Here is a 26,040-nt window from a genome sequence, read left to right as displayed (position 1 = left end):
CGGGCGATGACCACGACCAAGATTCTGCTCCGGCCATCACTCGTGTCGGTCCTGGTGGCGACGACCGCACTCGGTGGATGCAAGCTGTCGGCGCTCGATCTGACGCCGCCGCGGGTGATCCAGCTGTCCTGCAGCAGCACAAGCGCCACGCCCCAGGCGCCGATGGTGTTGATCCTGGACTCCGGCCAGGCGTCGGTGGTCTGGGTCAACCGTCCGAGCGCGCGCGCGGGCAGGCTGGAGGTGGAGGCAAACGTGTATCGGCTGGATTTTCCGCCGGTCGCTGGCGCGGGCAGGCTGCTGGCGGTGATCAACCGCTACGACGGTAGAATGGCGTTGAGCGGGCCCGGCACAGATGTGGCCGGCGCTGCCCAGCCGCAGATGTCCTGTGAGGTACAGCCTGTGCAGCCCAAGGTATGAACATGCCCGATACATCGTCTGATCTGATTGCCGTGCTTACCGGCGACCTGGTCAAGTCCACGGAGATGGACGCGGCCACCATTGATGACGTCCGTGAAGTGATTTCCGTTGCCGTGGCCCAGGCCATGGAGTGGCCTTTGCCGGGCATTGTCGGCCCCGAGTTCTACCGGGGCGATGCCTGGCAGCTGGCGGTCACCCAGCCGCACGGTTTCCTGAGGTTGGCGACCTGGATCAAGGCCAAGCTTGCCGCATCGGAGTCGCGGGCGCGCACGCGGATCGCGATTGGACTGGGTACGGTAGAGGCATTGGACCGGAAGGCGGTGTCGCGTTCGCTGGGTGAGGCATTCGTGCTGTCCGGTCGGTTGCTTGAATCCATGGGGCGCACGCAGGACATGGACGTAGCCCTGCCAGTACAACGGGAGGATCTGTACTGGTTACCGGCAGTGGTGTCTGCCTGTGATGTTATTGTCGCGCGCTGGACACGCAGTCAGGCTGAGGTGGCGTCGTTGTTTCTGATCCCCGATGCCCCCTCGCAGTTGGAAGCTGCCAATGCGTTGAACCGGCACCGACAATCGGTGAACCGGGTCTATCACGATGCTGGCGTCTTTGCCTTGCTGGCGCTGATCACCGCGGCTGAACGTGCACTGATGCAGCCGTACGGGAGCGTTCACGGTTCTGGAAAAGCAACTAAATAGCGTTGCTTTGGCTTAAGCAACTAAATTTCGTTGCTTTTGGCGGCGGCTTGGCTATCGCGACGCGAGCCACAGGAAGGACTCACAGGCAGAAAGGACATGCTTGAAACGCTGCTCGTACTGTTGACCGCTCACCTTGTCGCCGATTTCGTGCTGCAGACCACGAAGATGATCGCGCGCAAGCAGGAACTGCATGGCCTGCTACTGCACGTAGCAGTGGTGCTGCTCGTCATCGCCGCGCTGACCGGTTCAATCAACCCGTGGGTCTATCTCATCATCGGTTTCAGCCATGCGGTGATGGACTGGATCAAGGTGCATTGGCTCCCCGATGGCGTGCACGCATTCGTCATTGACCAGTTGGTGCATATCGCCTTCATCGTGTTGATCGCGTTGATGTTCCCTCACGTTGCCCGCGATGGCTGGTACGGGATGATCCCGACCCAGGTCCAACTGTTGATGTATCAGGGCATGTCGATCGCGAGCGGCTTGATCCTTGTGGTCAACGTCGGCGGCGCCCTGGTGGAGAAGCTGCTTGCGCCGTTCACGGCAGGACTCAAGATGGGAAGCGCCGAATCGGCGCCTACGACCGCAGCCGTGCAGAGCGACGATCACAAGGGCATGCAGACCGCAGGGCGCTATATCGGGCGGCTGGAAAGGGGCCTGATCTTCATGTTCCTGCTGCTGGGCCAGCCGGAGGGCGTGGGGTTGATGCTGGCCGCCAAATCGGTGCTGCGCTTCGCCGACCGGCAGGCGCGGGCACACACCGAATATGTGATCATCGGTACCATGCTCAGCTTCGGTTGGGCCATCGCCGCAACCATGTTGACCAAGCTCGCCATCTCGCATTGGCGCTAGCGGCTGCGGCGTTGTGGCGCCGGGCCATGCATAGTGGGTTGGGCGCGAGCTAACCCAGCAGGATCACGCCCCACACCGTGCCGACCATCAGCAGTGCGGTGGTCTGGGCCGCGCTGCCCATGTCCTTGGCGTTCTTGGACAGTGGGTGGTGGTCAAGCGAGATGCGGTCGACCACCGCTTCGATGGCCGAGTTCAGCAGCTCCACCAGCAGGCTGATGAAGCAGACCGCCAGCACCACGGCGCGTTCGACCTGGCTGATGTCCAGCAGGGACGCGGTGGCGATCAGCAGCGCATGCAGCAGCAACAGCTGCCGGAAGGCGGCTTCGCCACGGAAGGTGGCGATGAAGCCGTCGCGCGAATGGATCAGCGTGTAGAAGATGCGGCGAAGGCCGGTCTTTCCATGCGGGTATTTACCGCTGTCCTTGGGGGAGGGTGGCTGCATGCCGGTCCTGCCATGAAGTGATCTCACGACAGGATGTGCAGGCGGGCGTCGGGAAAGCGTCGGACGCCCGTTGGATTTTCCTTCAGCCGGCCTGGCGCTGCGCCTGGATGGTCTGGTCGAGGGCATCCAGACCGTCCGTCGGCGAGGCCAGCCATGCCGGGTACGCCTCGGTCTCGACGAAGGCGGAGGATCGCAGCACATCATCGAATGCCGGATTGTCCTTCTGCGCATGGCGCAGCAGTCCGGACATCAGCCCGCAGATGCGGACGGCCGCCTGGAAGGCACCCTGCAGCGAACCGGCCGGCTCGGTGACCGTGTTGAGGAAGGCCGCATAGGCCGGGCCATCGAAGATGAAGTCCTCGCGCTGCTGGAAGGCTTCGCCGCTGAGATTGGTTTCGCCGGAGACGTGCCGGGAGAATCCCCAGGACCAGATGTCGAGGAAGCGCAGGTCATCCAGCATCCGGCGCGCATCGTCATTCAGTGGAACGGCGCCGGACAAGGCGTGCTCCAGCGTGGCCGCTGCGAACGGCTCGGTGCCCTGGTGGGCCAGGAAATCGCTCAGGCAGCGCAGTGCAGAGGGATGATGCGGGTCCAGTTGCAGCGCACGGTAGATCACGCGGGCGCCTTCCACATGGCGGCCCTGGGCGATGAAGATGTTGAGCGCGTGGTGGGCGAGCTGGTCGGCGCTGAGGTCGGCAATCCGGGTCATCGGGTCTGGCTGGCATGGACGAACGGTGGGCACCAGTCTGACAGATCACTCATTCGGCCGGGCTGCGTGAATCGCGGATCGAATAGATCACCGAGAAGATCTTCCAGCCCTGTTCGGTGCGGATCAGCTGCCACATCTCCTTGCCCCAGTTGGTCTTCACTCCATCGTCGTGGAAGCTGTAGTCGAACGACACCGAGGCCACATCGCCATCCGTCTCGATCTTCGTGTTGGAGAATGTCTCCTCCTTCGGCTTCGGCGAGGCCACCGCCCCGTCGATCAGCGCGATGAAGTTATTGGCGGGAATCCGGCGTGCCTTGATCGCATCGGGCTTGGCCTTGCGGATGTCCTGCAGGCGCACATCCTCGGAGACAAACTGCCAGCCGATGTCTTCCGGTTTGTCCGAGAAGAACAGGCCCATGTAGGTCGGCTTGTCCTTGTTGATCAACGAGGTGCGGAACGATTCGACCACCTGTTCGATGGCTTTTCCATCGGCTGGACTGTGGGCTGGACTGTTGTTGCCGGCATGGCCTGGCGAGGCTGACAGCAGAAGCGCGAGGAGGGCGAGTGGTGCTCTTGATGTCTGCATCTGCAGCTTCCGGGGACAAGGGGATGCTGCCGGGACGTTTCGTCACATCAGTGCCCCGGCGCATCCCCTCATTCAACGATGCAGCGCGTCGATGATCAACCCGGTAGCAATCTCCACCAGCAGGTACTCGCTATCGGACTGCCGGACCCAGCGCTGGTCGCGGCCCGGCTCGCGCAGGTGGTAGCGCGCATAGTCATCCACCCAGTAACGGCGGTCCACTTCCGCCCATGGCAGGCGCTCGCCGCGACGCCAGGCCTTCTTCTGCCAGCCCGGCGGCGGTGCATCACGGTTGTGCGGGCCACCGGCGTGCGGCGGTGGCCCGTTGCCGCGCGCATGGTGCGGCGGATCGGCGAAGGCGGGTGCCGCGGCCAGCGCGGCAGCCGCGGTCAAAGCAATGGCGAACAAGCGTGCGGTGTACATTGCAACCTCCGGGCCTTGCCGCTGCATGCGGCGTCGTGCCGTGGAGTATGGATCAAGGAATGTGAACGGACTTCTGAGCTGTCACCGTAGCAGCAGGGCGCATTCCACGGCGTTGCAACTGGCGGCTCGGGCACGACGCCGCCGCCTCCGGCATGGCCGCCTCAAGCGCGCTCGCGCACCTCATACCAGTTGCGTGACCGGTTCACGATCTTCACCACCGAAAGCATCACGGGGACTTCAATCAGCACCCCCACCACCGTGGCCAGCGCCGCACCGGAGTGGACACCGAAAAGGCCCACGGCCGTCGCCACCGCCAGTTCGAAGAAGTTGCTTGCGCCGATCAGTGCCGACGGCCCGGCCACACAATGCGCCACACCCAGGCGCCGGTTGAGCAGGTAGGCCAGGCCGGAGGTGAAATAGACCTGGATCAGGATCGGGACCGCGATCAACGCAATCACCAGCGGCTGCTGCACGATCTGCTGGCCCTGGAACCCGAACAGCAGCACCAGCGTCAGCAGCAGCGCCGACAGTGACAGTGGCCCCAGCCGGCGCAGCGCCGTCTGCAGCCCGGGCTGGCCATGGCGCGACAGGATCCAGCGCCGCAGCAATGCGGCCACCAGTACCGGAACCACGATGTACAGGCCGACCGACAGCAGCAGCGTATCCCACGGCACGGTGATGGCCGACAGCCCCAGCAGCAGCGCCACCACCGGCGCATAGGCCACCACCATGATCGCGTCGTTCAGTGCCACCTGGCTCAGTGTGAAGTTGGCATCGCCGCGGCACAGGTTGCTCCATACGAACACCATGGCCGTGCAGGGCGCGGCCGCCAGCAGGATCAGGCCGGCGATGTAGCTGTCGATCTGGCCGGCGGGCAGCCAGTCCGCAAAGACGTGACGCAGGAAGAGCCAGCCCAGCAGCGCCATCGAGAACGGCTTCACCGCCCAGTTGATGAACAGCGTCACCCCGATGCCTTTCCAGTGCTGCCCCAGCTGGCGCATGGCACCGAAATCCACCCTCAGCAGCATCGGGATGATCATCAGCCAGATCAGCACCGCCACCGGAAGGTTGACCTTGGCCACTTCAGCCGCCGCCAGGGAGGCGAAAGCACCTGGCAGGAAGTGCCCGAGCAGCGTGCCGACGATGATGCACAGCGCGACCCAGAGCGTCAGGTGGCGCTCGAACAGGCCCATGGGTGCCGCTGTGCTCATGGCGTGCGCGCTGCCGGCAGCAGGTGGCCGATCTGGTCCAGCGCCTGCTGCAGCATTCCGCGGTCTTGCCACACGTGCCCGGGCAGTGCCAGCAGGGCCTGCACGCGTGCCTTCACGATGGCATGCGCGTGGGCGAAGGCGGCGGCCTTGTCGGCATCGCTGCCCTCTGCCTCGGCTGGGTCCGGCAGACCCCAATGGCTACGGATGAAATCACCAAACACTACGGGGCAGGCTTCCGCTGCCGCTGCATCGCAGACGGTGATCACCAGATCCATCGGAGCCGCGTCGGCGAACTCATCCCAGGATTTGCTGCGCAGTCCCGCGACCGGCATGCCTTCGGCGCGAAGCTGTGCAAGCGCGAATGGATTGACCTGGCCGGTCGGGTGGCTGCCGGCACTGAAGGCCGTGAAGCGGTCGCCACCCCATGCGCGCAGGGTGGCTTCGGCCAGCACGCTGCGGGCGCTGTTGCCGGTGCAGAGAAACAGGATGGAGCGGGACATGATGGCGTTTCCGAATCAGCAGCTGCAGGGATTGCCCAACGGCGCGCACTGTTCGCTGGGCGAACCGGCGCAGCAGTTGTGCGTGAGGTACTCGATCAGGCCGCTCATTGCCCTGAAATTCGCTCGGTAGCAGACGTGGCGGCCCTGGCTCTCGCTCTCGACCAGGCCGGCCTGTACCAGCTCCTTCAGGTGGAAGCTGAGGGTGGCGGGAGGAACCTGGAGCGTTGCGGCGATGTCGCCGGCCATGCGACCGGCTGGGCCAGCTTCGACCAGCAGGCGGAAGGCTGCCAGGCGGGTGGCGTGGCCGAGTGCGGTGAGCGCAGTGATTGCATTTGATGTTTCCATATTTCTAGAATAGTCGAATGAACAAGCCGATCACAAGTCCTTCGCTGCCCCATCTGAGGGAGGCTTCGCTTCCCCAGCCAGATCACCAGCGGTTGGCGGCCGAACGCCAGGGACCGCCACGCATCCTGCTGCTGTATGGCTCACTGCGTCCGCAATCGTTCAGCCGCAAGCTGGCACTGGAGGCCGAACGCCTGCTGCAGCATCTGGGCTGCGAAACGCGCGTGTTCGATCCACATGCCTTGCCGCTGCTGGACAGCGTGGACAAGGGGCATCCGGAAGTGCAGCGGCTGCGCGAGTGGTCGCACTGGTCGGAAGGGCAGGTGTGGGTCAGCCCGGAGCGGCACGGCACGGTGACCGGCGTGTTCAAGAACCAGATCGACTGGCTGCCACTGGAAGACGGCAGCGTGCGGCCGACCCAGGGCCGGACGCTGGCGGTGATGCAGGTCTGCGGCGGTTCGCAGTCGTTCAACACGGTCAATACGCTGCGGGTACTGGGCCGCTGGATGCGCATGCTGACCATTCCCAACCAGTCGTCGGTGGCCAAGGCCTGGCAGGAGTTCGACGAAGACGGGCGGATGAAGCCTTCGCCCTACTACGATCGTGTGGTGGATGTGGTCGAAGAACTGGTGAAGTTCACGCTGCTCACCCGCGGCCGCGCCGACTACCTCGTGGACCGTTACAGCGAGCGCAAGGGCGATGCGTTGGCGGTGGAGCTGGCGCGGGCGGCGGGAGCGACCGGCGTCTGACTAGAACTTCACGCGCATGCCGCCGTTGACCACGAAACCCTCCAACGGCGCCCAGGCATCCACCGTCCACTGCCCGTCGTCGGCGCGGCGTGGGCGCAACATCGGGTTGTAGCCGCTCTGTCGCACGTTGAGCAGGTTTTCCAGGTTGAGGAACAGGCTGACCTTGCCCAATACGATTTCACCCAGAGCGCCCAGCTCTACATACGGCCGGCTGCGCTGGCGCCACGGGTTGTCATCCAGTGCCTGGATTCCGGTGTAGTACGCTTCAAGGCCGACCCGGCCCCGGCCATGCTGCTCCCACATCGCGACCAGTCCGGCAGTATGGCGTGGAGTCAGTGCGACCGTCCTGCGGCCAACTCCCTCCACGCCGGGCTCCCGCGCGTCGGTGTAGACGTAGCTGCCGGTCACCGTGACGTCCTGCCAGCGGTAGCGCAGCAACAGTTCGCTGCCACGTGTGCGGGTCATGCCCTGCACATTCACCAGTTGCACGCGCTCGCCGGGCATCGTCGTGGAATCGACCAATCGGACCGCATGATCGATGTTCGATGCGAACAGACTCAGATTCGCTTCCCAGGCGCCCTGCGCATAGCCGACATCGATGGCACCGGTGGTCGCCGTCTCGGCGCGCAGGCCTTGTAGTGGTTCGAGTCGTGACAATCCTGCAGCCTCGATCTCTTCCACGAAGGGCGTGGGTGCATGGAATCCCTTGCCCAGCGATGCACGCACGGTCCAGTCGCGAGGGCGGAACAGCAGTGACAGGCGCGGGCTGAAGTGGTTGCCATAGGCACTGTGCTCATCCCAGCGTGCGCTGCCTGACAGGATCAGATCATCGAGCAGCGTCTGCTCTGCCTGTACGAATACAGCGGGTACCGTATAGCGGTAGTCGAAGGACTGGAACTGGCGCGAGCGGAAGCGGTCCTGCTGCGCGGCCACGCCAGCCAGCCAATTCGTGTTGCCGAAACCTGAGCCATAGCTCAACTCGGCGAAGCCGGTCTGATGGGTGTCGTTTTCCGGCGATGCGCCGTAGCGGTGCCGATGGCGTGTGGTCATTGCCGAAGCGCGCAGCTGCAGGCGATCGCTTTCACGCATGGGCAGTTCGACCACGGCGCCAGCGTCATAGCGTTCGGTGTGCTGGGTCAATGTGAAGGGCTGCCCATCAGCCACAACCCGGCCGGGCAGGGTGCCGCCCTGGCGGTTTTCCCGGGTAGCACCCGCGGTCAGCAATGCACGCGCGCCGTCCTCCGATTCCCAGAACACGCGGGGGCGCAGGGTCATGCGTTCGTAGCCAGGCATGTCCGCCCACCCGTCGCCATCCAGGTCCTGCCGATCCTGGCGGTGATAGCCGCCCACCATCGACAGGCCCCAGTGTCCGTCCAACGGGCCGGCCACATAGCCGGTAAGGTCCTGGCCGCCACGGCTGGTGGCATTGAGCAGTACTTCGGCCTCGCGGGTGTCGCGAGGGCGGCGCGAGATCAGGTTGACCACGCCGCCCAGCGCAGCCGGCCCATACAGCGCCGAAGCACTGCCCTTGATGATCTCCACACTTCTCAGATCGGTAGGCGGGATCTGCAGCAGGCCGATGGAAGACGATTGCCCTCCATACAGCGGCAGGCCGTCTGCAAGCAACTGCGTGTAGCGTCCGCGAAGTCCCTGTATGCGGATGTTCGATCCGCCCATGCCGGGTGAGGTGTTCTGCACGCGCACGCCGGCGGTCTCGGCGACCAGCATCGATACGTTGCCGGGCGACATCAGCTGTTTTTCTTCGATCTCTTCCTGCGATACCACGTCCACGCGGATGGGCTCGTCCGATACCCGGCGCCCCGAGCGTGTGGACTGCACCGTCACCGCGTCCAGTTCCACTGCTTCGTCGCCATGGCCTTCATGCGCCGCAGGAGGCTCATGCGCGAAAACGGGGGCGGTGCTGGCAAGGAGTGCGCTATTGAGTGCCAGGAACAGGGGCGTGGAACGCAGGTACTGGGGCATGGTGTCGTCAGGGCGGCCAGGCCGCACGGTGGCGAAGTGACCCGGCGTTGTAAACCTTGAAGCGGCTACAAGGTCAAGCTGCCGGCGCGGGCCGCAGGGCTTCCAGTACCCGGCAGTCGGCCACGCGCCCGCCGGGGCAGTTGCCGATCATCCGCTGCAGTTCGCCCTGCAGCGCCTGCAGGTCGGCAATCCTGCGCGCGATGTCGGCAATGTGTGCCTTCACCACGTCATCCACCGAACTGCATTGGTGCTCGCGTTGTTCGCCGAAGGCGATCAGTTCGCGGATCTGCTCGATGGCGAACCCCAGCTCGCGCGCACGGCGCACGAATGCCAGCCGCCGTTGGTCCTGTGCGTCGTAGCAGCGGTAGTTGCCCTGCGAACGCAGCGGCGGCTGCAGCAGGCCGATCTTTTCGTAATAGCGGATGGTCTCTGCCTTGGTGCCGGTCTGGCGGGCCAACTGGCCGATGGTGAGTGGGGCTGTCATGGGCTTGACCTTGTAGGGGCTACAAGGTTGATAAAGGCAGCTCCCTTTCATTTCAAGCGCCCCCATGGACCAGTGCTGCGGCCACAAACGCCAGGAGCTGGCATCGATAGCGCTGCACAGCGCCCAACGGCGCGTGCTGGTGGCGGTGCTGGCAATCAACCTGGCGATGTTCTTCATCGAGTTCGGCGCGGGCCTTGCCGCGCGATCCAGCGCCCTGCAGGCCGATGCGGTCGACATGCTGGGTGATGCCATCGTCTATGGCCTGAGCCTGTGGGCGGTAAACCGGGGCGCGCGCTGGGAAGCGGGCGCGGCGCTGGCCAAGGGCCTGCTGATCCTGGCCTTCTTCGTGTTCATCGTGTTCGAAGTGGCCGGCAAGCTGGTCAACGGGGTGCCACCGTCCAGCACGCTGATGCTGGTGTTCGGTGGCATTGCCCTGGTGGCGAACCTCACCTGCCTGGCGCTGCTATGGCGTTTCCGCAGGTTGAACATCAACATGAAGAGCACGTTCGAGTGCTCGCGCAATGACGTGGCCGCGAACCTGGGCGTGCTGGTGGCCGCGGGTGGCGTGGCCATGACCGGGCGCGGATGGCCGGATATTGTCGTCGGCGCAGTGATCGCCCTGTTGTTCCTGAGGTCGGCAGTGGGCGTGATCGCCGAAGCGTGGCCGGCATGGCGTGCAGCACGCCGCCAGTGACTCAGTTGCGGTGATGCCTGCCCGTGCAGATCGCCACCTGCTGGCTGCGCTGATCGATCAGCACCACTGCTTCCTGCAGCGCATGGGCGCCCACCACCGCTTCGGGATAGCGGTCGGACACCCGTACATGCAGCCCCTGCAGCGCCAGGCCACCGATCAATACGGTGGCATCCAGCCGTGCGCGTCCGCCATCGACCTCGCCGTGGCTGAGGGTCAGTCGATCCCCGGTGGTCACTGCGGTACCGGCGACCTGCCGGAAGAGCGCAGTGGGCAGCACCATTGCGACGTTTGCGCCGGTGTCCAGCTGCGCCTCTGTGGTCACTGTTCCAATCGTCACCGGGATGCGGAAGGCGCGTGAGTAGGCGAGCGTGTCCGGTTGCGCGGGCAGGAGGTCGATGTCGCGGTGGAACTGCAGGCGCCGTTGGGGGTAATCAATGATCAGCACGCCATCAGCGAAGAATCCGCGCGCAAGGATGCCGTCGAACACTGCGTCTTTGGATTGGCGTGCGTTGTAGTCGCGGGTGAGCGCGGTCACGTCGCTGTGGCGCAGCCCTCCGAGCGCGAGGGCGTTGATGCGCACCGTATCGGCCCAGGCTGTCTGCACGCCGTCGGAGTGGCGGGTGCTGGCGTCCGCGGGTAGCGCCAGTTTCCGCACCAGACGGCTGTCCGCGCGGGCCATGCCGCTGGCGCCGGTATCGATGGCGAAGCGGTACGGGCCGCTGCCGTTGACCTGCACCTGCACATGGATGCGCCCGTCGATGACGTCAAAGGGAACGTCGATGATGCGCTCGCCCGGGCGGGCGGGGAGGGAACAGGCGCTCTCCAGCACGGGTGAGGCGAGGGTGGGCGCAGCGAACGGCCACAGAGTGAAGATGGCAATGCTGCGCCAACGGCGAGTGCCGAGTGCGCTATGGCGATGCGGGGGAATGCGCCTCATGATCCTGTTCCATGGGTGTCCAGGATCTTCTGATGCGTGAGGGATGCAGGCGGTTGCAGGTTTTTCCTGCTCCGCAGGCCGCTCCGAAAGCTGTCGCGGAGATCGGCTGGATCTGAAATCCGCGCGGGCGGAAATGTGACGGGTGTCGCGGGCCTTGACTTGAATATGTCATCACCTTCAACGATAAAGGCGGCATGTGGCACTGCCGCATTCCGGACCAGGGACGATCCGAAGCATGACGTGATGGGGCTCTACCCCCGCGTTCTCGTTCCCGCCGGCGCTGTGTTCGTCCAGGAAGGAGAACAGGGATGTTGGAACGACTGAAGACCCTCTCGCGTGCCGTGCTGGCGATTGTTGCCGTCGGCTTCGTCGCTCCTGCTGTGGCACAGGCGCAGGAAAGCAAGATCACCTGGCGTATTTCGCAGCCCGGCGGCGATGCGACCCAATACAAGACCCAGCAGGCGGCGGTGGCCGCCATCAAGAATCTGCCGGCGCCCAGCCCGTTCCCGCCGGAGTTCCAGTTCGGCTGGCAGTACGTCGACAAGATCAAGTCCAAAGTCGTGGACTTGAACGGAAATACGTCGATCACCTACTGGATGGGTAAATCTCAGCCAGCAGATCCTGAGTGGACTTACCATGGCGCAGGAAATGGTGGCTTCCAGTCCGAAGAGGATGTGCTGGAAGCGCTCATTGCAGACTTGCAAGACATCAATCCCCACTGTCCTGGGGAAACCGCTGTGCCGGAAGGAGGCTGGGTCCCAACTGCTCCAGAGATGGATGGGATTTCGGAGTTCAGGGAGTACCGCGTCACCGGAATGCTGGGCAGCAACACGGCGGAGTCTCCGTGCGTACCCTTCGACGCAGGAACGACAGGGCTCGCTCGCATGCGACGCTTGAACTGCCCCATTCCGTTCACGCAATGGTCCAACAAGCACAACGCCTGCGTCAGCGAGGAATTCGTTGCGACCATCACCTCCAAATCGCAGAAATGCGACAAGGACAGTTCTGGGACGAATTGTCCTTCGACAGAAGAGGGCGAGGCGGCGAACAAGGCACCTTGCGACGGCACCGTAGGCAATCCGTGTGATGTCAAAACCGGCGAGAAGTACGAAATCGCGCAGGACTTCGATCTTGGCTGGATCGCACTGACGCGTTTCTATCACTCCGGCATTTCCACGTCCTCCGGTGGCTTCGGTTATGGCTGGACCCATTCGCTGGGCGCCCACCTGGCACTGGATGGCGTTGACAGTGTGGGCATCATTGAAAGCACCGGTTTCCAGCGTGCATTCAAGAAGATCGGCCCAGCCTATGAGGCGGACGACGACAGTGGCGATCGTCTCGTGCAGAACGGCAACTGGACACTGTATTCGGCGGATTCCATCTCGATCTTCGGCGCGGACGGGCGCCTGACCACCAAGCGCTTCCCGGATGGCACGTCGCTGACCTATATCTACGATGACAGCGATCGCCTTGCGGCCGTCATCCACAGCAGTGGCCGCACGCTGGAGTTCGTCTACCAGTCCAACGACTATGAGGCGTTGATCAGTTCGGTACTGGTCGAGGGCATTCCGCTCGCCACTTATACCTACACGCCGCAGAACCAGGTCGCCACGGTGACCTATGCGGGTGGCGGTGTGCGCACGTATCACTACGAGAACCAGGCTTTCCCCCAGCACCTGACCGGCATCACCGCCGAGGACGGCCGGCGCTACAGCACCTTTACCTATGATTCCGACGGTCGTGTCATTTCCAGTCAGCACGCCGGCGGTGCCGATGGCGTGACACTGGCCTACAGCCCCAATGGCGGTGCGGTGGTGACCGACGCGCTGGGGCGGCAGACCGACTACACCCTTACACCCGGAGGCGATAGCGCTCCGTCGCGCAAGGTGACCGGCCTGACGGATTCGCAGGGAACGGTCAGCCGAACCTACTACGACCAGAGTGTCGACTTTCGTCGGCGCCTGGATACCTACACCGATCGCCGCGGCATCCAGACCAAGCACGCCTATGCGCAGGGCACCGATCCGGTAAGCGGTCGTGCCATCAGCATCCATACCGTGACCGAAGCGGTCGGCTTGCCCGAGCAGCGGGTGGTGACCACCGCGCGCGACGTCGAAACCAATGCGGTACTGACCACCCGGATCGGTAGCCGCGAAACCCGCACGGCCTTCAATTCCCGACGCCAGCCGACGGCCAACACGGTGACCGACACCGCTTCCGGTCAGACGCGCATCACCAGCTACACGTACTGCGAAGCCGCTGATGTGGCAGCGGCAGGCAGCTGCCCGGTGGAGGGGCTGCTGAAGAGTGTGGATGGCCCGCGCACGGATGTGGCCGATGCCGTTACCTATGCCTATTACTCGGCGGATGATGCAGGGTGCGCGACCGGAGGTGCCTGCAGCTATCGCAAGGGCGACCTGCGCAGCGTGACCAATGCGCTGGGCCAGACGGTCGATACCTTGGCCTACGACGCGTTCGGGCGGCCGTTGTCGGTCAAGGACGCCAACGGCGTGGTCACCGATTACACGTACCATGCTCGCGGCTGGCCGACCTCGATCACCGTACGCGGCGCGACCACTGCCGAGGATCGGGTCACCCAGCTGAGCTATTGGCCGACGGGCCAGGTGCAGAAGATCACCGAGCCGGATGGCAGCAGCGTTTCCTACGTCTACGATGCTGCGCTGCGCTTGACCGACATCGAGGACAACGCAGGCAACACGATTCACTACACACTGGACAATGCCGGCAACCGCCTCAAGGAAGACACGCTGGACACCGGTGGCACGCTGCGCCGTACCCTGGCACGCACGTTCAACACACTCGGCCAGCTGACCGCACTGAAGGATGCGGGCAATCACGCTACTGGCTTTGCCTACGATGCCAACGGCAACCCGCAGACGGTGACCGACGCCCTGCAGCGCGTGACCAGCCAGCAGTATGACCCGCTGAACCGCCTGGCCCAGACCCTGCAGGACGTCGGCGGCGTGGCGGCGGAGATCCGCAGCCAGTACAACGCGCTGGACCAGGTCACCCAGATCACCGACCCGAAGGGACTGCACACCACCTACGCCTACAACGGCTTCGGTGACCTGACCGGCCAGGTCAGCCCGGACAGTGGCGCCAGCAGCTTCACCGTGGATGCGGTCGGCAATCGCAAGACGGCCACCGATGCGCGTGGCGTCACCGCCACCTATCACTACGATGCACTCAACCGGCTGATCGGCATCGCCTATCCGGACCCCAATCTGGACGTGGGCTACAGCTACGACGTGGCGCCCGCTGCGTGTACTGCCGAAGAGCGCTTTGCCAAGGGGCGCCTGGGGCAGGTGCTGCACGCCAATGGCAGCACCCAGTACTGCCATGACCGCTTCGGTCAGGTCACCCGCAAGGTGCAGACGCTCAATGGGGTGGCCAGTACCCTGCGCTATGCCTACAGCAAGTCGGGCCGCCTGACGGCGTTGACGTACCCCGATGGCAGTGTGGCCGACTACGTGCGCGATACCCTGGGGCGCATCAGCCAGATCGGACTGACCCGGCCCGGCCAAGCCCGCCAGATCGTGGTGAACAACGTGACCTACGCGGCCTTCGGCCCGGTGACCGGTTGGACCTATGGCAATGGTCGCCAGCTACAGCGTCCGCTGGATCTGGACTACCGCCCGCAGGCGGTACATGACCCGGCCGCAGGTGGCCTGTCGCTGGGCTACGGCTATGATCCGGTCGGTTCGATCACCGAGCTGAAGAACGGCACTGGCTCGACGGTATTGGCCAAGTACGCCTACGACGCGCTGGGTCGCCTGACCCAGACCCAGGACGGCGCGACCGGCACGCCGATTGAAACCTATGCCTACGACGCCACCGGCAATCGCACCGTGCTGACCACTTCGGCGGGCACTGCCAGCTACACCTATCCCGCAACCAGTCATCGCCTGACTGCGGTGGATGGTGAAGCGCGCAACCATGACGCGGTGGGCAACACCACCAGCATCGGCGGCAAGACGTTCATCTACAACGATGCCAACCGCATGAACGCGGTGAAGCAAGGCAACGCCGTACTGGAAAGCTACGCCTACAACCATCGCGGCGAGCGCGTGCTGCGCACCCCGGCTGGTGGCGCTGCACAGATCACTCTGTATAACGAAGCAGGGCAGTGGCTGGGCAGCTACTCAGCCACGGGCCAGGCGCAGCAGCAGGCCATCTGGCTGGACAACTACCCGGTGGCGCTGATCAGCGTGCCAAGCGCAGGTGTGCCGGAGTTGGCCTACATCCAGCCGGACCATCTGGGTACGCCGCGCGTGGTGATCGACCCGGCGCGCGATGTGGCGATCTGGGAGTGGAGCAACAAGAGCGAGGTGTTCGGCAACCAGATTCCGAGTACCGACCCGGACGGCGATGGCGTGGCATTCGAGTTGGCGCTGCGATTCCCGGGCCAACAGGCGACGGATGCGAGTGGGCTGTTCTACAACTATCGGAGGGAATACGACCCGGCAGTGGGGCGGTATACCCAGAGCGATCCGATTGGGTTGATGGGTGGACTGAACTCGTTCGCGTATGGAAGCGGAGATCCCACTGGCCGTGTCGATCCGCTAGGCTTGGCCGATAAAAAATACATACCTCAGGCCGTACCTGTTTCACCGGAGTTGCAGGCGGTCGGAAATCGGCTCCAGAGGCTGGCAAACCAAGCAGCGTCCACCATTGACGCCACCTGTGGATGGCGTTGCTCACTGCCTTGGATACGCGGAACGCTCATCCATAGTGAGTTCAAGCGCCTGGTGGATACCACATGCCCGACGTCTCAGTATGCGACTGAGGTGAGCTACGCTGGCCGTAGGGTTGTTAGGTATGGGTACCCGGGGTCCTCACGGGCGGACGCTGTGTACGGCCCAGTTGATGCACCTCAAGCCATCTTCGATCTGAAGACTGGTTGGGCTTACATCTCCTGGGATCAGTACAATAAGTACGTCAAGAATCTCCCCGAGGGAACTCTCGTGGTGGAACTTAAGCCTGAAGGCCGTTGATAAGATGAACAAGCGATACATTTGCAGCCTTCTGCGGAAAAGGTCCGGCCTGATCGGCGGGTCAAGCGGATATTTTTTCCGAAGTGACTATGACTATGTGGCACAAGGAATTGTTCTGGAGTTCGTCCCAAGGGGGCTCTATGTATGGAATTTTGTATTTCCATTGTTTGACTCCTTTGGGCCGCATCTTTCCTACAGCAGCCGAATCGCGGATCGGCCGTTTATCGGAAGGGATCAAATGGCAGACGATGATGTGGTTGAGAGCATTCTTTCATCGATCGAGCTGCGAAACGTTATTGAAGCGAAGTCTTCAATGACCTTGATGGAATTTGCATCATTTCTTGAGACGCGGGGCTTGAGAGGTGCTCACGCTCATATCAATCATGCAACTGCATTGGCGCTATTAGGCAAGACGGATCTAGCGCTGAAGTTGCTGAAGGAACTAGTCCCGGCGTTGGATGATCATGATCTGAAACTTTGCGATTCTCTAATAGTGGCCCTGAATCATGGAGTTGAGGCGGTCAAATCGATGCTGGACGTGGTGAAGGAGAAGAATGTTAAGAAGCTGGGCGGGGCCTGATCCAAAGGTTAATCGTCCAGTGTTCCCCGGGTAGCCATCAGCCGCCAAGTGCCTGCTGCGTCTCGAACTTTATTGGGGCGGCTCGTCGCTGGAGCGGTGGCGCTGTCTTGGGTTCTAGAACATCTCGATGTGCAGGGCGACGTTTGCGCGTGTCTCGTCGTGATTGCTTTAGATCCTCTGCTTTGTATGTTCCCGCTACTGTCGCTGGAAGAAGTTCTCCATCGATGCGTTGTCATGGCTGTTTCCTATCCGGCTCATGCTGCACAGGATGTCTGCTCGCGCAGAACGCTCTGCCAGTTTTACTGGGTGAAGAGCGAATTGAGTTCGCCAGGGTTGACGATAACGAGCCGGGACTTGCTGATCTTCTTGATCGTTGGAAGGCGGTCGGCTATCCGCTGTCCGGCCTGAAGTGTTTCCGTCTCGAGACCAGCTCGACCGGAAGCGTCATTCTCATCTACGCCAGGACATGGCGGATCGAGCATCTGCCGATGGCGGGTGCAGTGCCCTGAAGGACATCCCGTGCCCAGATTCCTCACCCCCGACGAGGTCTCCCTCATCCACAGGCTGCTGCCTGGGGCGACCGAGCTGTCCGAACGGTTGTTGAAGGATCTGGCGCTCGCCCAGGTGGAGGACGTGGAGGTCGTGGGATTCGGGGGCGTGGTGTTCCTCTCCAGCACGACCCAGCTTTTCGGCAGTGACATTGCCACGGCCATGCTTGCCGATGCTGACGGCGTGCCGGTGAGAGTCACCCTGTGCCTGGATAATCACGATCAGCTCTTCGAACTGGAGCTGTGGAAGGTGGACTTCTCGCCGATCATCGGCGTCGATCTGAGAAGCGCTTTCAGCGAGCATTGACGCCTGCTGAAAGCGGTCCTCGCTGAAGGCCGTGGCGCATGGCATTCACCCTTCAGGCTGCAACCGCCCCACCGCCTGCGCGCACAATGACTGGCTGGCCAGTACCAACCCCTCCATCACCCGGTCGCCCACGTATTGCCCGGGTTCGCCGTTCTGGCGGGTGCGCTCCGCCGCCAGCAGCATTTCCAGCACCACACGCAACCCGCTCAACGCGCAATCGGCATCGGCCAGGGCCAGGCAGCGACCGGGCAGCTGATGCCGTTCCGGCCAGGGTTGCCCGTCAGCCGCCGCACCGGAGCCGATGCGGTTGAGATTGGCAATGAAGGTGTTCCTGTCCACTGCGGGCGCAGCCTGTGGCGAACCGTCGTCGTGGGCGGTACTGCGATAGGCGTGCAGATGGGGGAAGTCCGATTCGTTCATGGCAGAGCTCCGTGCAGGGCAATCGGTAGCCGCCACTCATAAAAGTGGCGGACGGTACGTGGTTCGAACACCGGGTTGATGTCAGTCCGGCGGGCCCGAAGGCCCCCACGCACCGCCCGCCATAGCCGGCAGACGGATTGCCAGCCGGCGCCACGCAGAGGTGACGCCGGCTGGCAAGCGCATACATCAACATCAACTCGGGTGTTCGAAGCCCGGCCACCCTTTTCCGGTGGCACGCCATCTGAGCCCCTGGCGCTGTGCAATGCCAATCAGAAGAGTTGCAAACATCACTCGATTGGAGACGCTTTCGGCATTCTCCCACGCTGCTAAGCACTGCCAGCGCGGGCTGGCGTGGTGATCCGCCCGAACCGCGCAATCTGCGACAGGTGTCGAGGTTGGGGGAGGGAAGGGTGCGGGTGGGGAAGGGCGATAGCGACAGGCTCCGCGCGAGCCTGAGTCGAGCCCGGCGGCGCCCCACCGGTGCCAAAGCGTGACGTGCGACTCGGGTTGACGTTCCCAGCCACCAAGCGCAGGCTGGTCCGGCACGTTTCCTAACCAGAAGGAGACTTATGACCGCCACCGCTTCCCTGCACCCGGCGCCCGATACCCCGGGGCGTTCACGGCTCTGGAGTGTGTTCTGGCTGCAGGGCGTCATTCCCAGCAACATTCTGTGGGCCGCGGCCCTCTGGGCGTTGGCCAACCAGCGCACGTCGCTGCTGCTGGGAGTGTTTGCCGTGCTGCTGCTCTATACGGGCTGGATCATCCCGGCGGTCTGGCGGGCGGCGCCCACCGCGCACAACCCCAACCTGGGCGTGGCCGCACGCGGGCTGACCGTGGCCTGGGGCCTGAACACCGTGCTGGTGATCTTCTTCCTGACCCTGCAGCTGGTGGCTCAATAGAACTGAACAGGCTCGCCGCCCCGGTCGAAGGCGGCGAAGCGGCCGATCTGACCGTCATGGATGGCGTTGACCATCAGTTTCAGCGGGCGCGCGGCCTCATCGCTGTTGGGGGCGAAACCGGCGCGGCCATCCAGCGCCGCTACGAAGACCAGATCCCAGTCGATGCCGGTGGTGGTCGACTCGGTCGCCAGTGCCTGGAAGCTGGGCACCTCGGCCGGCAGCTTGTCCACGCACAGCACCGGCGACAGGGTGCCGCCCTCGCGACGGTCATGCCGGTCGCGCTGGTCGCTGGTGGGCGATTCGGGCAGCTCGGCGCGCACGAATACGAACAGCAAGCGTTGCGGTTCAGCCTGCTGGCCTGCGGCGTGCAGCAGCTGCTGGAAATCGTTCATCATCATGAGGGTTGTCACACGCCCGCTGCACGGAAAGCCGCATGCTGCCATAACGCCTGCCGCGCGGGGCCGAAGACGATTGATTTAAGTCATGCCCATGGAACTGACTGCCGCGTACTCTGGCAATCGTTCCAGCAGACGAGGGTTTCCGGGCCGTTCCGGGCACAGGCAAGACGGTGGAGCAACAAGGTGGACCAGCCATGAGCCAACTCACCGACGGTTTCGGACGCAGCTTTCCGTACCTGCGCCTGTCGTTGACCGAAGCCTGCAACTTCCGTTGCAGCTACTGCCTGCCCGACGGTTACCAGGCCGATGGCCGCCCGCGCTTCCTGCAGGTGGATGAAATCGCGCGCCTCGTGCGTGCGTTCGCCGCGCTGGGCATGAGCAAGATCCGCCTGACCGGTGGCGAGCCCAGCCTGCGCAAGGACCTGGACGAGATCATCGCCTCCGTGGCGGCGGTGCCGGGCATCCGCAAGGTGGCCATCACCACCAATGGCACGCTGCTGCCGCGGCGCCTGCCGGGCTGGCACCGCGCCGGCCTGACCGCGCTGAACGTGAGCATGGACAGCCTGCAGCGCGAACGCTTCAGGACCATCACCGGGCATGACCGCCTGCCGGAGATCGAGCAGGGCCTGGCGCTGGCGCAGGCACTGGGCCTGCCGGCGATCAAGCTCAACGCGGTGCTGCTGCGTGGCCTGAACGACGACGAGCTGCCGCAGTGGATGGACTACCTGCGCGACCGCCCCTTCAGCGTGCGCTTCATCGAGCTGATGCGCACCGGCGACAACGAAGCCTATTTCCAGCGCCACCACCTGCGCGCCGACGTGGTGATCGAGCAGCTGCTGGCGGCCGGCTGGCACGAGCGGCCGCGCGCCGCCGATGCGGGCCCGGCGCGTGAGTTCGGCCACCCCGACCATCGCGGCAGCATCGGCATCATCGCCCCGTATTCGCGTGACTTCTGCAAGGGCTGCAACCGCCTGCGGGTAACCGCCAAGGGCGACCTGCGGCTGTGCCTGTTCGGCGAGTTCGGCGTGCCGCTGCGCCCGCTGCTGCAGAGCGACGATGACCACGACGCGCTGCTGGCACGCATCACCACACAGCTTGGCCTGAAAGCGGCCGGGCATGGACTGCACCAGGGCCAGACCGGGCTGACCCCGCACCTGGCCTCCATCGGAGGATGAGCAACACGATGAGTGGGGAATTGAATGCGGCCTTCCACATGGCCGATGTCCGCGACAAGCGCATCACCCGCCGCCGTGCGGTGGCGGTGGGCGAGCTGCATGCCGGTCCGGTGGCCTATCCGCTGATCGTCGAGCGCCGCCTGCCCAAGGGCGATGCGCTGGTGATGGCCGAGATTGCCGGCCTGCAGGGCGCCAAGATGGCCTCGATGCTGATGCCGCTGTGCCACCCGCTGCCGCTGGAGCTGGTACAGGTGTTCTGCGCGGCGGTACCGGAACGGCAGGCGATCCGCGTGTGGTGCGAGTGCGCCAGCGAGGCGCGCACCGGCGTGGAGATGGAGGCACTGGCCGGCGTCAACGCGGCACTGCTGACCCTGTACGACCTGAGCAAGCCGGTGGAACCGGCGCTGCGCATCGAAGGCATCCGCCTGCTGTTCAAGGAAGGCGGCAAGCGCGGCGTGTGGCTGCACCCGGATGGCATGGACGATGCCGAGCGTGCACGCTTCAAGCCGCGTGCGCCGAAGGGGTTGGAGGGCGCGGCCTGCGCGGTGATCACGCTGAGCGATCGCGCCAGCGAGGGCACCTATGAAGATGTGTCCGGCCCAACCCTGGTGAGCGGCCTGAAAAAGCTGGGCGGTGAGGTCGTGGCCGCCGAGATCTTGCCCGACGGCATCGAGCCGTTGGCTGGCCGCCTGCAGGCACTGGCCGCCGAGGGCGTGCGCCTGTGCCTGTGCACCGGCGGTACCGGGCTGGGCCCGCGTGACCTGACCCCGGAGGCGCTGCGTTCCTTGAACGCACGGCCGGTGCATGGCCTGGCGCAGATGGTGCGGGCACTGAGCGCACAGCACACGCCGATGGCCTGGCTGAGCCGCGCCGAGGTGGTGCAGCTGGGCAACATGCTGGTGTTCGCACTGCCGGGCAGCCCGAAGGCGGCGGCGCAGTGCCTCGATATTCTGGCGCCGGTGCTGGGCCACGCTTTGGTGATGGTCGATGGTGGTGGCCACTGATGATTGCCTATAGCGAAGCCCTGCAGCACCTGCTGGATGCGGCCACGCCGCTGCCGGCCGAGCGCCTGCCGCTGCATGAGGCCGGCGGCCGCACTCTGGCCAGTGACATCATCAGTGGGCAGTCGCTGCCGCCGTTCGACAATTCTGCGATGGACGGTTTCGCGCTGCGCGCCAACGGCACGACGTTCGAAGCCGGTACCGAATTCGCGGTGCAGGGTTGGCAGGCGGCCGGCGATGCCGGCGCCGAAGGCGGCGAGGGTGCCTGGGAAATCATGACCGGTGCGCGCATGCCGGTTGGGTTGGATACGGTGGTGCCGGTCGAGAACGTGGAGATCCTCGCCAGCGAGGACGGCCGCCCGACCCGCATCGCCTTGAAGGGCACGGTGAAGCCGGGCCAGAACGTGCGCCTGCGCGGCCAGGATGTACGCGAAGGCGAGCGCGTGCTGCAGGCCGGGCAGGTGCTGGATATCAATGCGCGGACCCTGCTGCATGCCATCGGCCTGGGCCAGGTGGCGGTGGTGGCGCGGCCGAAGGCGGCAGTGATCGCTACCGGCAAGGAGTTGGTGACCGAGGCGGCGCAGACGCTGGAGTCCGGCCAGATCCGTGACAGCAACCGGCCGTATCTGGTTGGCCGCCTGCAGGCCGCCGGTGCCGAAGTGGTGTGGCAGGGCACGGTGGGTGATGACGTGGCGGCGTTCAATGCGGTGCTGGATGACGCGCTGGCTGCCGGCGCGCAGCTGCTGATCAGCACAGGCGCGGTGTCGGCCGGCCGCTACGATTTCGTTCCCGATGCGCTGCGTGGACGTGGTGCGCGCATCGTGTTCCACAAGGTGGCGATCCGCCCCGGCAAGCCGCTGCTGTTTGCGGTGCTGCCCAATGGCGCGCTGTATTTCGGTCTGCCCGGCAACCCGGTCTCGGCCGCCGTGGGCCAGCGCTTCTTCGTCGAGCCGGTGCTGCGCCGCCTGCTGGGGCTGGCACCGGAAGCCGTGTTGCAGCTGCCACTGCAGGCCGACGTGCGCAAGCCGCCGGGCCTGCGCTTCCACGCGCGTGCGCGGGTGGAAGTGGACGCGCAGGGCCACCTGAGTGCGCGGGTGCTGTCCGGGCAGGAGTCGTTCCGTTTGATGTCCATGCTGCAGGCCAACGCCTGGGTGGTGCTGGAGGCCGAGGGCGACCTGGCCAACGCTGGCACCTACGTGCGCGTGCAGGGCTGGGGTCACCATGACCCGGTGCAGCTGGCGAGCCAGGAGTCGTGATGAAACAGGTGAATCTGCAGTTGTTCGGTGCGTTTTCCGATCTGGATGCCAGCCGCGAGATCGCGGTGGAGGTGGCCGGTGGCACCGTGGCCGATCTGCGCCAGGCGCTGCGCGAGCTGCTGCCGGTGCGTTGGCCAGGATTCCGCGCTGGCCTGCTGGACTACTCGGCGTTCGCCGACCAGCAACGCGTGCTGCGTGACCACGAAGCGCTGCCCGACGATGGCCGGGTGGCGATCCTGCCGCCGGTGAGCGGGGGCTGAGCCATGAGCGAGAAGATCATCGCCAAGGTGGTGGATCGCGCGCAGGCGTCGATCGATCCGGCCGAGGGCATCGCTGCGGTGTCCGATCCGGGGTTCGGTGGCATCGATGTGTTCATCGGCAAGGTGCGCGACGTCAATATCGGCCGACCGGTGACCGGGATCACCTACGACCTGTTCGAGCCGCTGGTGCTGAACGAGTTCAAGCGCCTGGCCGCAGAGGTCGAGGCGACGTTCGGTCCGAAGCTGAAACTGTATGTGGCCCACGCCAAGGGCCGGTTGGGCATTGGCGATGTGGCGGTGGTGGTGGCGGCGGGCAGCCCGCACCGAGACGAGGCGTTCCGGGCCTGCCGGCAGTTGATCGAGGTGGTGAAGCACCAGTGCCCGATCTGGAAGCAGGAGCATTACGAGGACGGCGACAGCGAGTGGAGCGAGGGCTGCAGCCTGTGCCACGCGGACAACGAACCCGCACATGCCCATGACCATGCGCACGACCACCACCATTGAGTCCGCTGCAGCCACGCATGGCGTGGCTCTACCACCGAATGTCTGGATGGCCGTGGGGTTCAGTAGATCCACGCCATGCGTGGATGCGGCCTTCCCGATGAATCCGGCCGACGCAGCCACGCATGGCGTGGCACTACTTCGATGAGCATCAACGGCATCGTGCTGGCCGGCGGCCTGTCCAGCCGGATGGGGCGAGACAAGGCGCTGCTGCCGTGGCAGGGGTGCACCCTGCTGGAACACATGCGTGGCCTGCTGCTGCAGGCCGGCGCAGAACGGGTGTGGGTGAGCGGCGACTATCCGGCCTTCGGCGGCATCCCCGATCAGGTCGCGCGCTGCGGCCCACTGGGTGGATTGCACAGCGTGGTGCAGCAGATGCCCGACAGCCAGGCCTGGGTGGTAGCGGTGGACACGCCGTTGCTGGCACCGCGGCTGCTCCAACGGTTGGCCGCCGAGGGGCGGGGCGCATGTACGATCTTTGACGGGCATCCCTTTCCCATGCTGTTGAATGTGGACAATGCCACTCGTAGCGTGCTGGCCGCGATGCTGGATGATGCGCAGGGGCCGCGCTCGGTACAGGCCTTCCAGCGTCGCCTGCAGATGCACGTGCTGGCGCTGGAAAGCGTTGACGAAGCCTGCCTGGTCAACTGCAATACCCCCGAACAATGGGAGGATGTTGCGTCATGAAAGTGCAGTTGCAGGACCAATCGGTACGGCTTCGCCTGGACGAGGCCGAACTGGCGCGCCTGCTGGCCGGTGAGTCGGTCGAGAACATGACCCGCTTCGGCGGTATTGAAGGTTGGGGCATGGCGGTGTCGCTGCATGGCGGCGATCAACCGGTGCTGCTCGATGGCGGCACCTTCTGCCGCCTGGTACTGCCGCGCCCGGCAGTCGAGGCCCTGGCGGCGCGGCTGCCGTGCCGGGATGGGCTGCCATTCGACATTGCCCTGGAAGATGGCGGCCAGCTTCAGCTGCAGTTCGATGTGGACGTGCGCGACAGCGTGCGCCAGCGCGGGGTGACCCGCCGCAACACCGCTTCACCGGTTTGACATTTGTCAGGGGCACGGCGGAAACCGGCCCCTGATTGATCCAGATCAACCCCGTCGCTGTTGCTGCACGGCCTAATGGCTGCATGACGACGGGTCACAACTTGAAAGCAGTACCCACGTCATTCCACAGCCTTGGAGCCATGTATGACCGTCGGTAGCGATCCTGTTGTCCGCAGCACTGCCAGTCCAGGTCGCGTCATCAGCGACTGGACGCCGGAGGACCCCGGCTATTGGGCGCGCACCGGCAAGCGGGTCGCCACCCGCAACCTGATCATCTCGATCCCCTCGCTGCTGCTCGCCTTCTCGGTCTGGGTACTGTTCTCGGCGGTGTCGATCAGCCTGCCGAAGATCGGCTTCAACTTCAGCACTGACCAGCTGTTCTGGCTGGTGGCGCTGCCCAGCCTGTCCGGCGCCACGCTGCGCATCTTCTATTCGTTCGTGATCCCGATCTTCGGCGGCCGCCGCTGGACCGCGCTGTCCACGGCCTCGCTGCTGGCGCCGACGCTCTGGCTCGGCTTTGCGGTACAGAACCCGGCCACGCCGTACGGGGTGTTCGTGGCCATCGCAATCCTGTGCGGCTTCGGTGGCGCGAACTTCTCCTCGTCGATGTCCAACATCTCCTTCTTCTACCCCAAGCAGAAGCAGGGCCTGGCGCTGGGCCTGAACGCCGGCCTGGGCAATGTGGGCGTGTCGGTGGCGCAGGCGGTGATCCCGCTGGTCATCACCGTGGGCGTGTTCGGTGCGCTGGGTGGTGCACCGCAGCCCACGGTGGAGGGTGGGGCGCCGTTGTTCCTGCAGAACGCCGGCTTCATCTGGGTGCCGGCCATCGCGCTGTGCGCCATCGCGGCCTGGTTCGGCATGAACGACCTGACCAGCGCCCGCTCGTCGTTCTCCGAGCAGGCGGTGATCTTCCGCCGCAAGCACAACTGGCTGATGTGCTGGTTGTACATCGGCACCTTCGGTTCCTACATCGGTTTCTCGGCCGGCTTCCCGATGCTGGTGAAGAGCCAGTTCCCGGATGTGAACCCGCTGGCCTACGCCTTCATCGGCCCGCTGCTCGGTGCACTGATGCGCTCGGTGGGTGGCAGCATGGCCGACCGCTGGGGCGGCGCACGCCTGACCTTCTGGGTGTTCGCGCTGATGATCGCGGCGGTGTTCGGCGTGCTGCACTTCCTGCCCAGCCACGGCCAGGGCGGCAACTTCCATGGCTTCCTGCTCAGCTTCATGGCGCTGTTCGTGCTCAGTGGCATCGGCAACGGAACTACGTTCCGCATGATCCCGGTGATCTTCCGCACCCTGCATGAGCGCTGGTCGGCCAACGACAACGCCGAGGGCAAGGCTGCTGCTGCCCACCAGGCCAGCATCGAGTCGGCCGCGGTGGTCGGCTTCTCCGGTGCGATCGGCGCCTATGGCGGCTTCTTCATTCCCAAGAGCTACGGCTCGTCCATCACCTTGACCGGCAGCCCCGACATGGCGCTGTACGGATTCGTTGTTTTCTACGTCACCTGCCTGGCCGTGACCTGGTGGTGGTACTACCGGCGCGGTGCCGAGACACCCTGCTGACGACATGAAAACGCACCGCAGCCAGATGATACACACAGCCACGATGC

29 protein-coding genes and 1 pseudogene are annotated in these 26,040 nt (G+C 64.7%); 17 read left to right on the top strand and 13 right to left on the bottom strand.

What is annotated here, in order from left to right:
* Positions 1-6 precede the first annotated feature (6 nt).
* The 3 genes from MG068_RS11915 (at position 7) to MG068_RS11905 (ending at position 1,964) form a co-directional block, all read left to right on the top strand.
* Complete coding sequence (locus tag MG068_RS11915; protein WP_132810287.1) at positions 7-417, top strand: hypothetical protein; 411 nt, start codon at positions 7-9, stop codon at positions 415-417.
* A 2-nt stretch (positions 418-419) separates the two neighbouring features.
* Positions 420-1,112 carry a hypothetical protein gene (locus tag MG068_RS11910; RefSeq protein ID WP_032129974.1) on the top strand — a complete coding sequence of 231 codons (693 nt, stop codon included), beginning with the start codon at positions 420-422 and terminating at the stop codon, positions 1,110-1,112.
* A gap of 96 nt (positions 1,113-1,208) precedes the next feature.
* Positions 1,209-1,964: a DUF3307 domain-containing protein gene (locus MG068_RS11905; protein WP_132810286.1), complete on the top strand. Its 756-nt coding sequence runs from the start codon at positions 1,209-1,211 to the stop codon at positions 1,962-1,964.
* A 49-nt stretch (positions 1,965-2,013) separates the two neighbouring features.
* Here the strand turns inward: MG068_RS11905 and MG068_RS11900 are convergent, their stop codons facing one another.
* The 7 genes from MG068_RS11900 to MG068_RS11870 form a co-directional block, all read right to left on the bottom strand.
* On the bottom strand, positions 2,014-2,406 hold the full coding sequence (locus tag MG068_RS11900; protein WP_132810285.1) for a diacylglycerol kinase: 393 nt from the start codon (positions 2,404-2,406) through the stop codon (positions 2,014-2,016).
* A gap of 82 nt (positions 2,407-2,488) precedes the next feature.
* On the bottom strand, positions 2,489-3,115 hold the full coding sequence (locus MG068_RS11895) for a hypothetical protein (protein WP_132810284.1): 627 nt from the start codon (positions 3,113-3,115) through the stop codon (positions 2,489-2,491).
* A gap of 49 nt (positions 3,116-3,164) precedes the next feature.
* Positions 3,165-3,701 carry a nuclear transport factor 2 family protein gene (locus tag MG068_RS11890; protein ID WP_132810283.1) on the bottom strand — a complete coding sequence of 179 codons (537 nt, stop codon included), beginning with the start codon at positions 3,699-3,701 and terminating at the stop codon, positions 3,165-3,167.
* A 72-nt stretch (positions 3,702-3,773) separates the two neighbouring features.
* Positions 3,774-4,121, bottom strand: a complete 348-nt coding sequence (locus tag MG068_RS11885; RefSeq protein WP_132810282.1) for an RcnB family protein — start codon at positions 4,119-4,121, stop codon at positions 3,774-3,776.
* A 161-nt stretch (positions 4,122-4,282) separates the two neighbouring features.
* Positions 4,283-5,314 (bottom strand): ACR3 family arsenite efflux transporter, encoded by a 1,032-nt coding sequence (gene arsB, locus MG068_RS11880; protein ID WP_132811141.1) that lies wholly within the window; start codon positions 5,312-5,314, stop codon positions 4,283-4,285.
* A gap of 14 nt (positions 5,315-5,328) precedes the next feature.
* Positions 5,329-5,832, bottom strand: a complete 504-nt coding sequence (locus MG068_RS11875) for an arsenate reductase ArsC (protein ID WP_132810281.1) — start codon at positions 5,830-5,832, stop codon at positions 5,329-5,331.
* Positions 5,833-5,847: 15 nt separating this feature from the next.
* Positions 5,848-6,177: an ArsR/SmtB family transcription factor gene (locus MG068_RS11870; RefSeq protein ID WP_132810280.1), complete on the bottom strand. Its 330-nt coding sequence runs from the start codon at positions 6,175-6,177 to the stop codon at positions 5,848-5,850.
* Between the two features lie 17 nt (positions 6,178-6,194).
* Between MG068_RS11870 and arsH the strand changes: the two genes are divergently transcribed.
* Positions 6,195-6,923, top strand: coding sequence for an arsenical resistance protein ArsH (arsH, locus tag MG068_RS11865; RefSeq protein ID WP_049462762.1), 729 nt, complete (start codon positions 6,195-6,197; stop codon positions 6,921-6,923).
* Here the strand turns inward: arsH and MG068_RS11860 are convergent, their stop codons facing one another.
* Together MG068_RS11860 and MG068_RS11855 are read right to left on the bottom strand one after the other, a co-directional pair.
* Positions 6,924-8,906 carry a TonB-dependent receptor plug domain-containing protein gene (locus MG068_RS11860; protein WP_132810279.1) on the bottom strand — a complete coding sequence of 661 codons (1,983 nt, stop codon included), beginning with the start codon at positions 8,904-8,906 and terminating at the stop codon, positions 6,924-6,926.
* A 73-nt stretch (positions 8,907-8,979) separates the two neighbouring features.
* Positions 8,980-9,390 (bottom strand): MerR family transcriptional regulator, encoded by a 411-nt coding sequence (locus MG068_RS11855; RefSeq protein ID WP_132810278.1) that lies wholly within the window; start codon positions 9,388-9,390, stop codon positions 8,980-8,982.
* Positions 9,391-9,454: 64 nt separating this feature from the next.
* Between MG068_RS11855 and MG068_RS11850 the strand changes: the two genes are divergently transcribed.
* Positions 9,455-10,084 (top strand): cation efflux transmembrane domain-containing protein, encoded by a 630-nt coding sequence (locus MG068_RS11850; protein WP_121503467.1) that lies wholly within the window; start codon positions 9,455-9,457, stop codon positions 10,082-10,084.
* Between the two features lies 1 nt (position 10,085).
* On the opposite strand, the gene MG068_RS11845 is transcribed toward MG068_RS11850, so the two are convergent.
* The gene (locus MG068_RS11845; RefSeq protein ID WP_132810277.1) at positions 10,086-11,021 is read right to left on the bottom strand and encodes an aspartyl protease family protein; all 936 of its coding nucleotides are present in this window, start codon (positions 11,019-11,021) and stop codon (positions 10,086-10,088) included.
* 308 nt (positions 11,022-11,329) lie between these two features.
* On the opposite strand from MG068_RS11845, the gene MG068_RS11840 reads away from it, so the two are divergent.
* Both MG068_RS11840 and MG068_RS11835 read left to right on the top strand, forming a co-directional pair.
* Positions 11,330-16,036 carry an RHS repeat-associated core domain-containing protein gene (locus MG068_RS11840; RefSeq protein WP_132810276.1) on the top strand — a complete coding sequence of 1,569 codons (4,707 nt, stop codon included), beginning with the start codon at positions 11,330-11,332 and terminating at the stop codon, positions 16,034-16,036.
* Between the two features lie 4 nt (positions 16,037-16,040).
* Positions 16,041-16,616: a hypothetical protein gene (locus MG068_RS11835; RefSeq protein WP_229298137.1), complete on the top strand. Its 576-nt coding sequence runs from the start codon at positions 16,041-16,043 to the stop codon at positions 16,614-16,616.
* 37 nt (positions 16,617-16,653) lie between these two features.
* On the opposite strand, the pseudogene MG068_RS21240 reads toward MG068_RS11835, so the two are convergent.
* Positions 16,654-16,915, bottom strand: a pseudogene (locus MG068_RS21240) (IS3 family transposase); the annotation flags it as partial.
* Between the two features lie 220 nt (positions 16,916-17,135).
* Here MG068_RS21240 and MG068_RS11825 point away from each other — a divergent pair.
* Positions 17,136-17,471 carry a DUF6984 family protein gene (locus MG068_RS11825; protein WP_132810275.1) on the top strand — a complete coding sequence of 112 codons (336 nt, stop codon included), beginning with the start codon at positions 17,136-17,138 and terminating at the stop codon, positions 17,469-17,471.
* A 45-nt stretch (positions 17,472-17,516) separates the two neighbouring features.
* Here the strand turns inward: MG068_RS11825 and MG068_RS11820 are convergent, their stop codons facing one another.
* Complete coding sequence (locus tag MG068_RS11820) at positions 17,517-17,891, bottom strand: hypothetical protein (protein ID WP_132810274.1); 375 nt, start codon at positions 17,889-17,891, stop codon at positions 17,517-17,519.
* A gap of 569 nt (positions 17,892-18,460) precedes the next feature.
* Here MG068_RS11820 and MG068_RS11815 point away from each other — a divergent pair.
* Positions 18,461-18,790, top strand: a complete 330-nt coding sequence (locus MG068_RS11815) for a hypothetical protein (protein WP_132810273.1) — start codon at positions 18,461-18,463, stop codon at positions 18,788-18,790.
* On the opposite strand, the gene MG068_RS11810 is transcribed toward MG068_RS11815, so the two are convergent.
* Positions 18,784-19,188, bottom strand: a complete 405-nt coding sequence (locus MG068_RS11810) for a hypothetical protein (RefSeq protein WP_049423019.1) — start codon at positions 19,186-19,188, stop codon at positions 18,784-18,786. The genes MG068_RS11815 and MG068_RS11810 overlap by 7 nt on opposite strands.
* Positions 19,189-19,382: 194 nt before the next feature.
* Here MG068_RS11810 and moaA point away from each other — a divergent pair, with 194 nt between their 5' ends.
* From moaA to MG068_RS11770, 8 genes are all read left to right on the top strand, one after another.
* Positions 19,383-20,363, top strand: a complete 981-nt coding sequence (gene moaA, locus MG068_RS11805; protein WP_132810272.1) for a GTP 3',8-cyclase MoaA — start codon at positions 19,383-19,385, stop codon at positions 20,361-20,363.
* A gap of 8 nt (positions 20,364-20,371) precedes the next feature.
* On the top strand, positions 20,372-21,367 hold the full coding sequence (moaCB, locus tag MG068_RS11800; protein WP_132810271.1) for a bifunctional molybdenum cofactor biosynthesis protein MoaC/MoaB: 996 nt from the start codon (positions 20,372-20,374) through the stop codon (positions 21,365-21,367).
* The gene (locus MG068_RS11795; protein WP_132810270.1) at positions 21,367-22,620 is read left to right on the top strand and encodes a molybdopterin molybdotransferase MoeA; all 1,254 of its coding nucleotides are present in this window, start codon (positions 21,367-21,369) and stop codon (positions 22,618-22,620) included. The genes moaCB and MG068_RS11795 overlap by 1 nt, the downstream gene beginning before the upstream one ends.
* On the top strand, positions 22,620-22,880 hold the full coding sequence (locus MG068_RS11790; RefSeq protein WP_049401279.1) for a MoaD/ThiS family protein: 261 nt from the start codon (positions 22,620-22,622) through the stop codon (positions 22,878-22,880). The genes MG068_RS11795 and MG068_RS11790 overlap by 1 nt, the downstream gene beginning before the upstream one ends.
* Before the next feature lie 3 nt (positions 22,881-22,883).
* Positions 22,884-23,384: a molybdenum cofactor biosynthesis protein MoaE gene (locus tag MG068_RS11785; RefSeq protein WP_132810269.1), complete on the top strand. Its 501-nt coding sequence runs from the start codon at positions 22,884-22,886 to the stop codon at positions 23,382-23,384.
* A 141-nt stretch (positions 23,385-23,525) separates the two neighbouring features.
* Entirely contained in the window at positions 23,526-24,068 is a 543-nt protein-coding gene (gene mobA / locus MG068_RS11780; RefSeq protein ID WP_132810268.1) for a molybdenum cofactor guanylyltransferase, read from the top strand.
* Complete coding sequence (locus MG068_RS11775) at positions 24,065-24,430, top strand: hypothetical protein (RefSeq protein WP_012511276.1); 366 nt, start codon at positions 24,065-24,067, stop codon at positions 24,428-24,430. Before mobA ends, MG068_RS11775 begins: the two co-directional genes overlap by 4 nt.
* 144 nt (positions 24,431-24,574) lie before the next feature.
* Positions 24,575-25,993, top strand: a complete 1,419-nt coding sequence (locus MG068_RS11770; RefSeq protein WP_132810267.1) for a NarK family nitrate/nitrite MFS transporter — start codon at positions 24,575-24,577, stop codon at positions 25,991-25,993.
* The last annotated feature ends 47 nt before the right edge of the window (positions 25,994-26,040 follow it).

Source organism: Stenotrophomonas sp. ASS1, from assembly GCF_004346925.1.
Classification (GTDB): Bacteria; Pseudomonadota; Gammaproteobacteria; order Xanthomonadales; family Xanthomonadaceae; genus Stenotrophomonas; species Stenotrophomonas maltophilia_A.
This window is presented reverse-complemented; position numbering and strand designations above follow the sequence as displayed.

Coding starts and splice junctions, on each gene's coding strand:
- MG068_RS11915 (WP_132810287.1), top strand. CDS start 7: ATGACCACGACCAAGATTCTGCTCCGGCCATCACTCGTGTCGGTCCTG.
- MG068_RS11910 (WP_032129974.1), top strand. CDS start 420: ATGCCCGATACATCGTCTGATCTGATTGCCGTGCTTACCGGCGACCTG.
- MG068_RS11905 (WP_132810286.1), top strand. CDS start 1,209: ATGCTTGAAACGCTGCTCGTACTGTTGACCGCTCACCTTGTCGCCGAT.
- MG068_RS11900 (WP_132810285.1), bottom strand. CDS start 2,406: ATGCAGCCACCCTCCCCCAAGGACAGCGGTAAATACCCGCATGGAAAG.
- MG068_RS11895 (WP_132810284.1), bottom strand. CDS start 3,115: ATGACCCGGATTGCCGACCTCAGCGCCGACCAGCTCGCCCACCACGCG.
- MG068_RS11890 (WP_132810283.1), bottom strand. CDS start 3,701: ATGCAGACATCAAGAGCACCACTCGCCCTCCTCGCGCTTCTGCTGTCA.
- MG068_RS11885 (WP_132810282.1), bottom strand. CDS start 4,121: ATGTACACCGCACGCTTGTTCGCCATTGCTTTGACCGCGGCTGCCGCG.
- arsB (WP_132811141.1), bottom strand. CDS start 5,314: ATGGGCCTGTTCGAGCGCCACCTGACGCTCTGGGTCGCGCTGTGCATC.
- MG068_RS11875 (WP_132810281.1), bottom strand. CDS start 5,832: ATGTCCCGCTCCATCCTGTTTCTCTGCACCGGCAACAGCGCCCGCAGC.
- MG068_RS11870 (WP_132810280.1), bottom strand. CDS start 6,177: ATGGAAACATCAAATGCAATCACTGCGCTCACCGCACTCGGCCACGCC.
- arsH (WP_049462762.1), top strand. CDS start 6,195: ATGAACAAGCCGATCACAAGTCCTTCGCTGCCCCATCTGAGGGAGGCT.
- MG068_RS11860 (WP_132810279.1), bottom strand. CDS start 8,906: ATGCCCCAGTACCTGCGTTCCACGCCCCTGTTCCTGGCACTCAATAGC.
- MG068_RS11855 (WP_132810278.1), bottom strand. CDS start 9,390: ATGACAGCCCCACTCACCATCGGCCAGTTGGCCCGCCAGACCGGCACC.
- MG068_RS11850 (WP_121503467.1), top strand. CDS start 9,455: ATGGACCAGTGCTGCGGCCACAAACGCCAGGAGCTGGCATCGATAGCG.
- MG068_RS11845 (WP_132810277.1), bottom strand. CDS start 11,021: ATGAGGCGCATTCCCCCGCATCGCCATAGCGCACTCGGCACTCGCCGT.
- MG068_RS11840 (WP_132810276.1), top strand. CDS start 11,330: ATGTTGGAACGACTGAAGACCCTCTCGCGTGCCGTGCTGGCGATTGTT.
- MG068_RS11835 (WP_229298137.1), top strand. CDS start 16,041: ATGAACAAGCGATACATTTGCAGCCTTCTGCGGAAAAGGTCCGGCCTG.
- MG068_RS11820 (WP_132810274.1), bottom strand. CDS start 17,891: ATGAACGAATCGGACTTCCCCCATCTGCACGCCTATCGCAGTACCGCC.
- MG068_RS11815 (WP_132810273.1), top strand. CDS start 18,461: ATGACCGCCACCGCTTCCCTGCACCCGGCGCCCGATACCCCGGGGCGT.
- MG068_RS11810 (WP_049423019.1), bottom strand. CDS start 19,188: ATGATGATGAACGATTTCCAGCAGCTGCTGCACGCCGCAGGCCAGCAG.
- moaA (WP_132810272.1), top strand. CDS start 19,383: ATGAGCCAACTCACCGACGGTTTCGGACGCAGCTTTCCGTACCTGCGC.
- moaCB (WP_132810271.1), top strand. CDS start 20,372: ATGAGTGGGGAATTGAATGCGGCCTTCCACATGGCCGATGTCCGCGAC.
- MG068_RS11795 (WP_132810270.1), top strand. CDS start 21,367: ATGATTGCCTATAGCGAAGCCCTGCAGCACCTGCTGGATGCGGCCACG.
- MG068_RS11790 (WP_049401279.1), top strand. CDS start 22,620: ATGAAACAGGTGAATCTGCAGTTGTTCGGTGCGTTTTCCGATCTGGAT.
- MG068_RS11785 (WP_132810269.1), top strand. CDS start 22,884: ATGAGCGAGAAGATCATCGCCAAGGTGGTGGATCGCGCGCAGGCGTCG.
- mobA (WP_132810268.1), top strand. CDS start 23,526: ATGAGCATCAACGGCATCGTGCTGGCCGGCGGCCTGTCCAGCCGGATG.
- MG068_RS11775 (WP_012511276.1), top strand. CDS start 24,065: ATGAAAGTGCAGTTGCAGGACCAATCGGTACGGCTTCGCCTGGACGAG.
- MG068_RS11770 (WP_132810267.1), top strand. CDS start 24,575: ATGACCGTCGGTAGCGATCCTGTTGTCCGCAGCACTGCCAGTCCAGGT.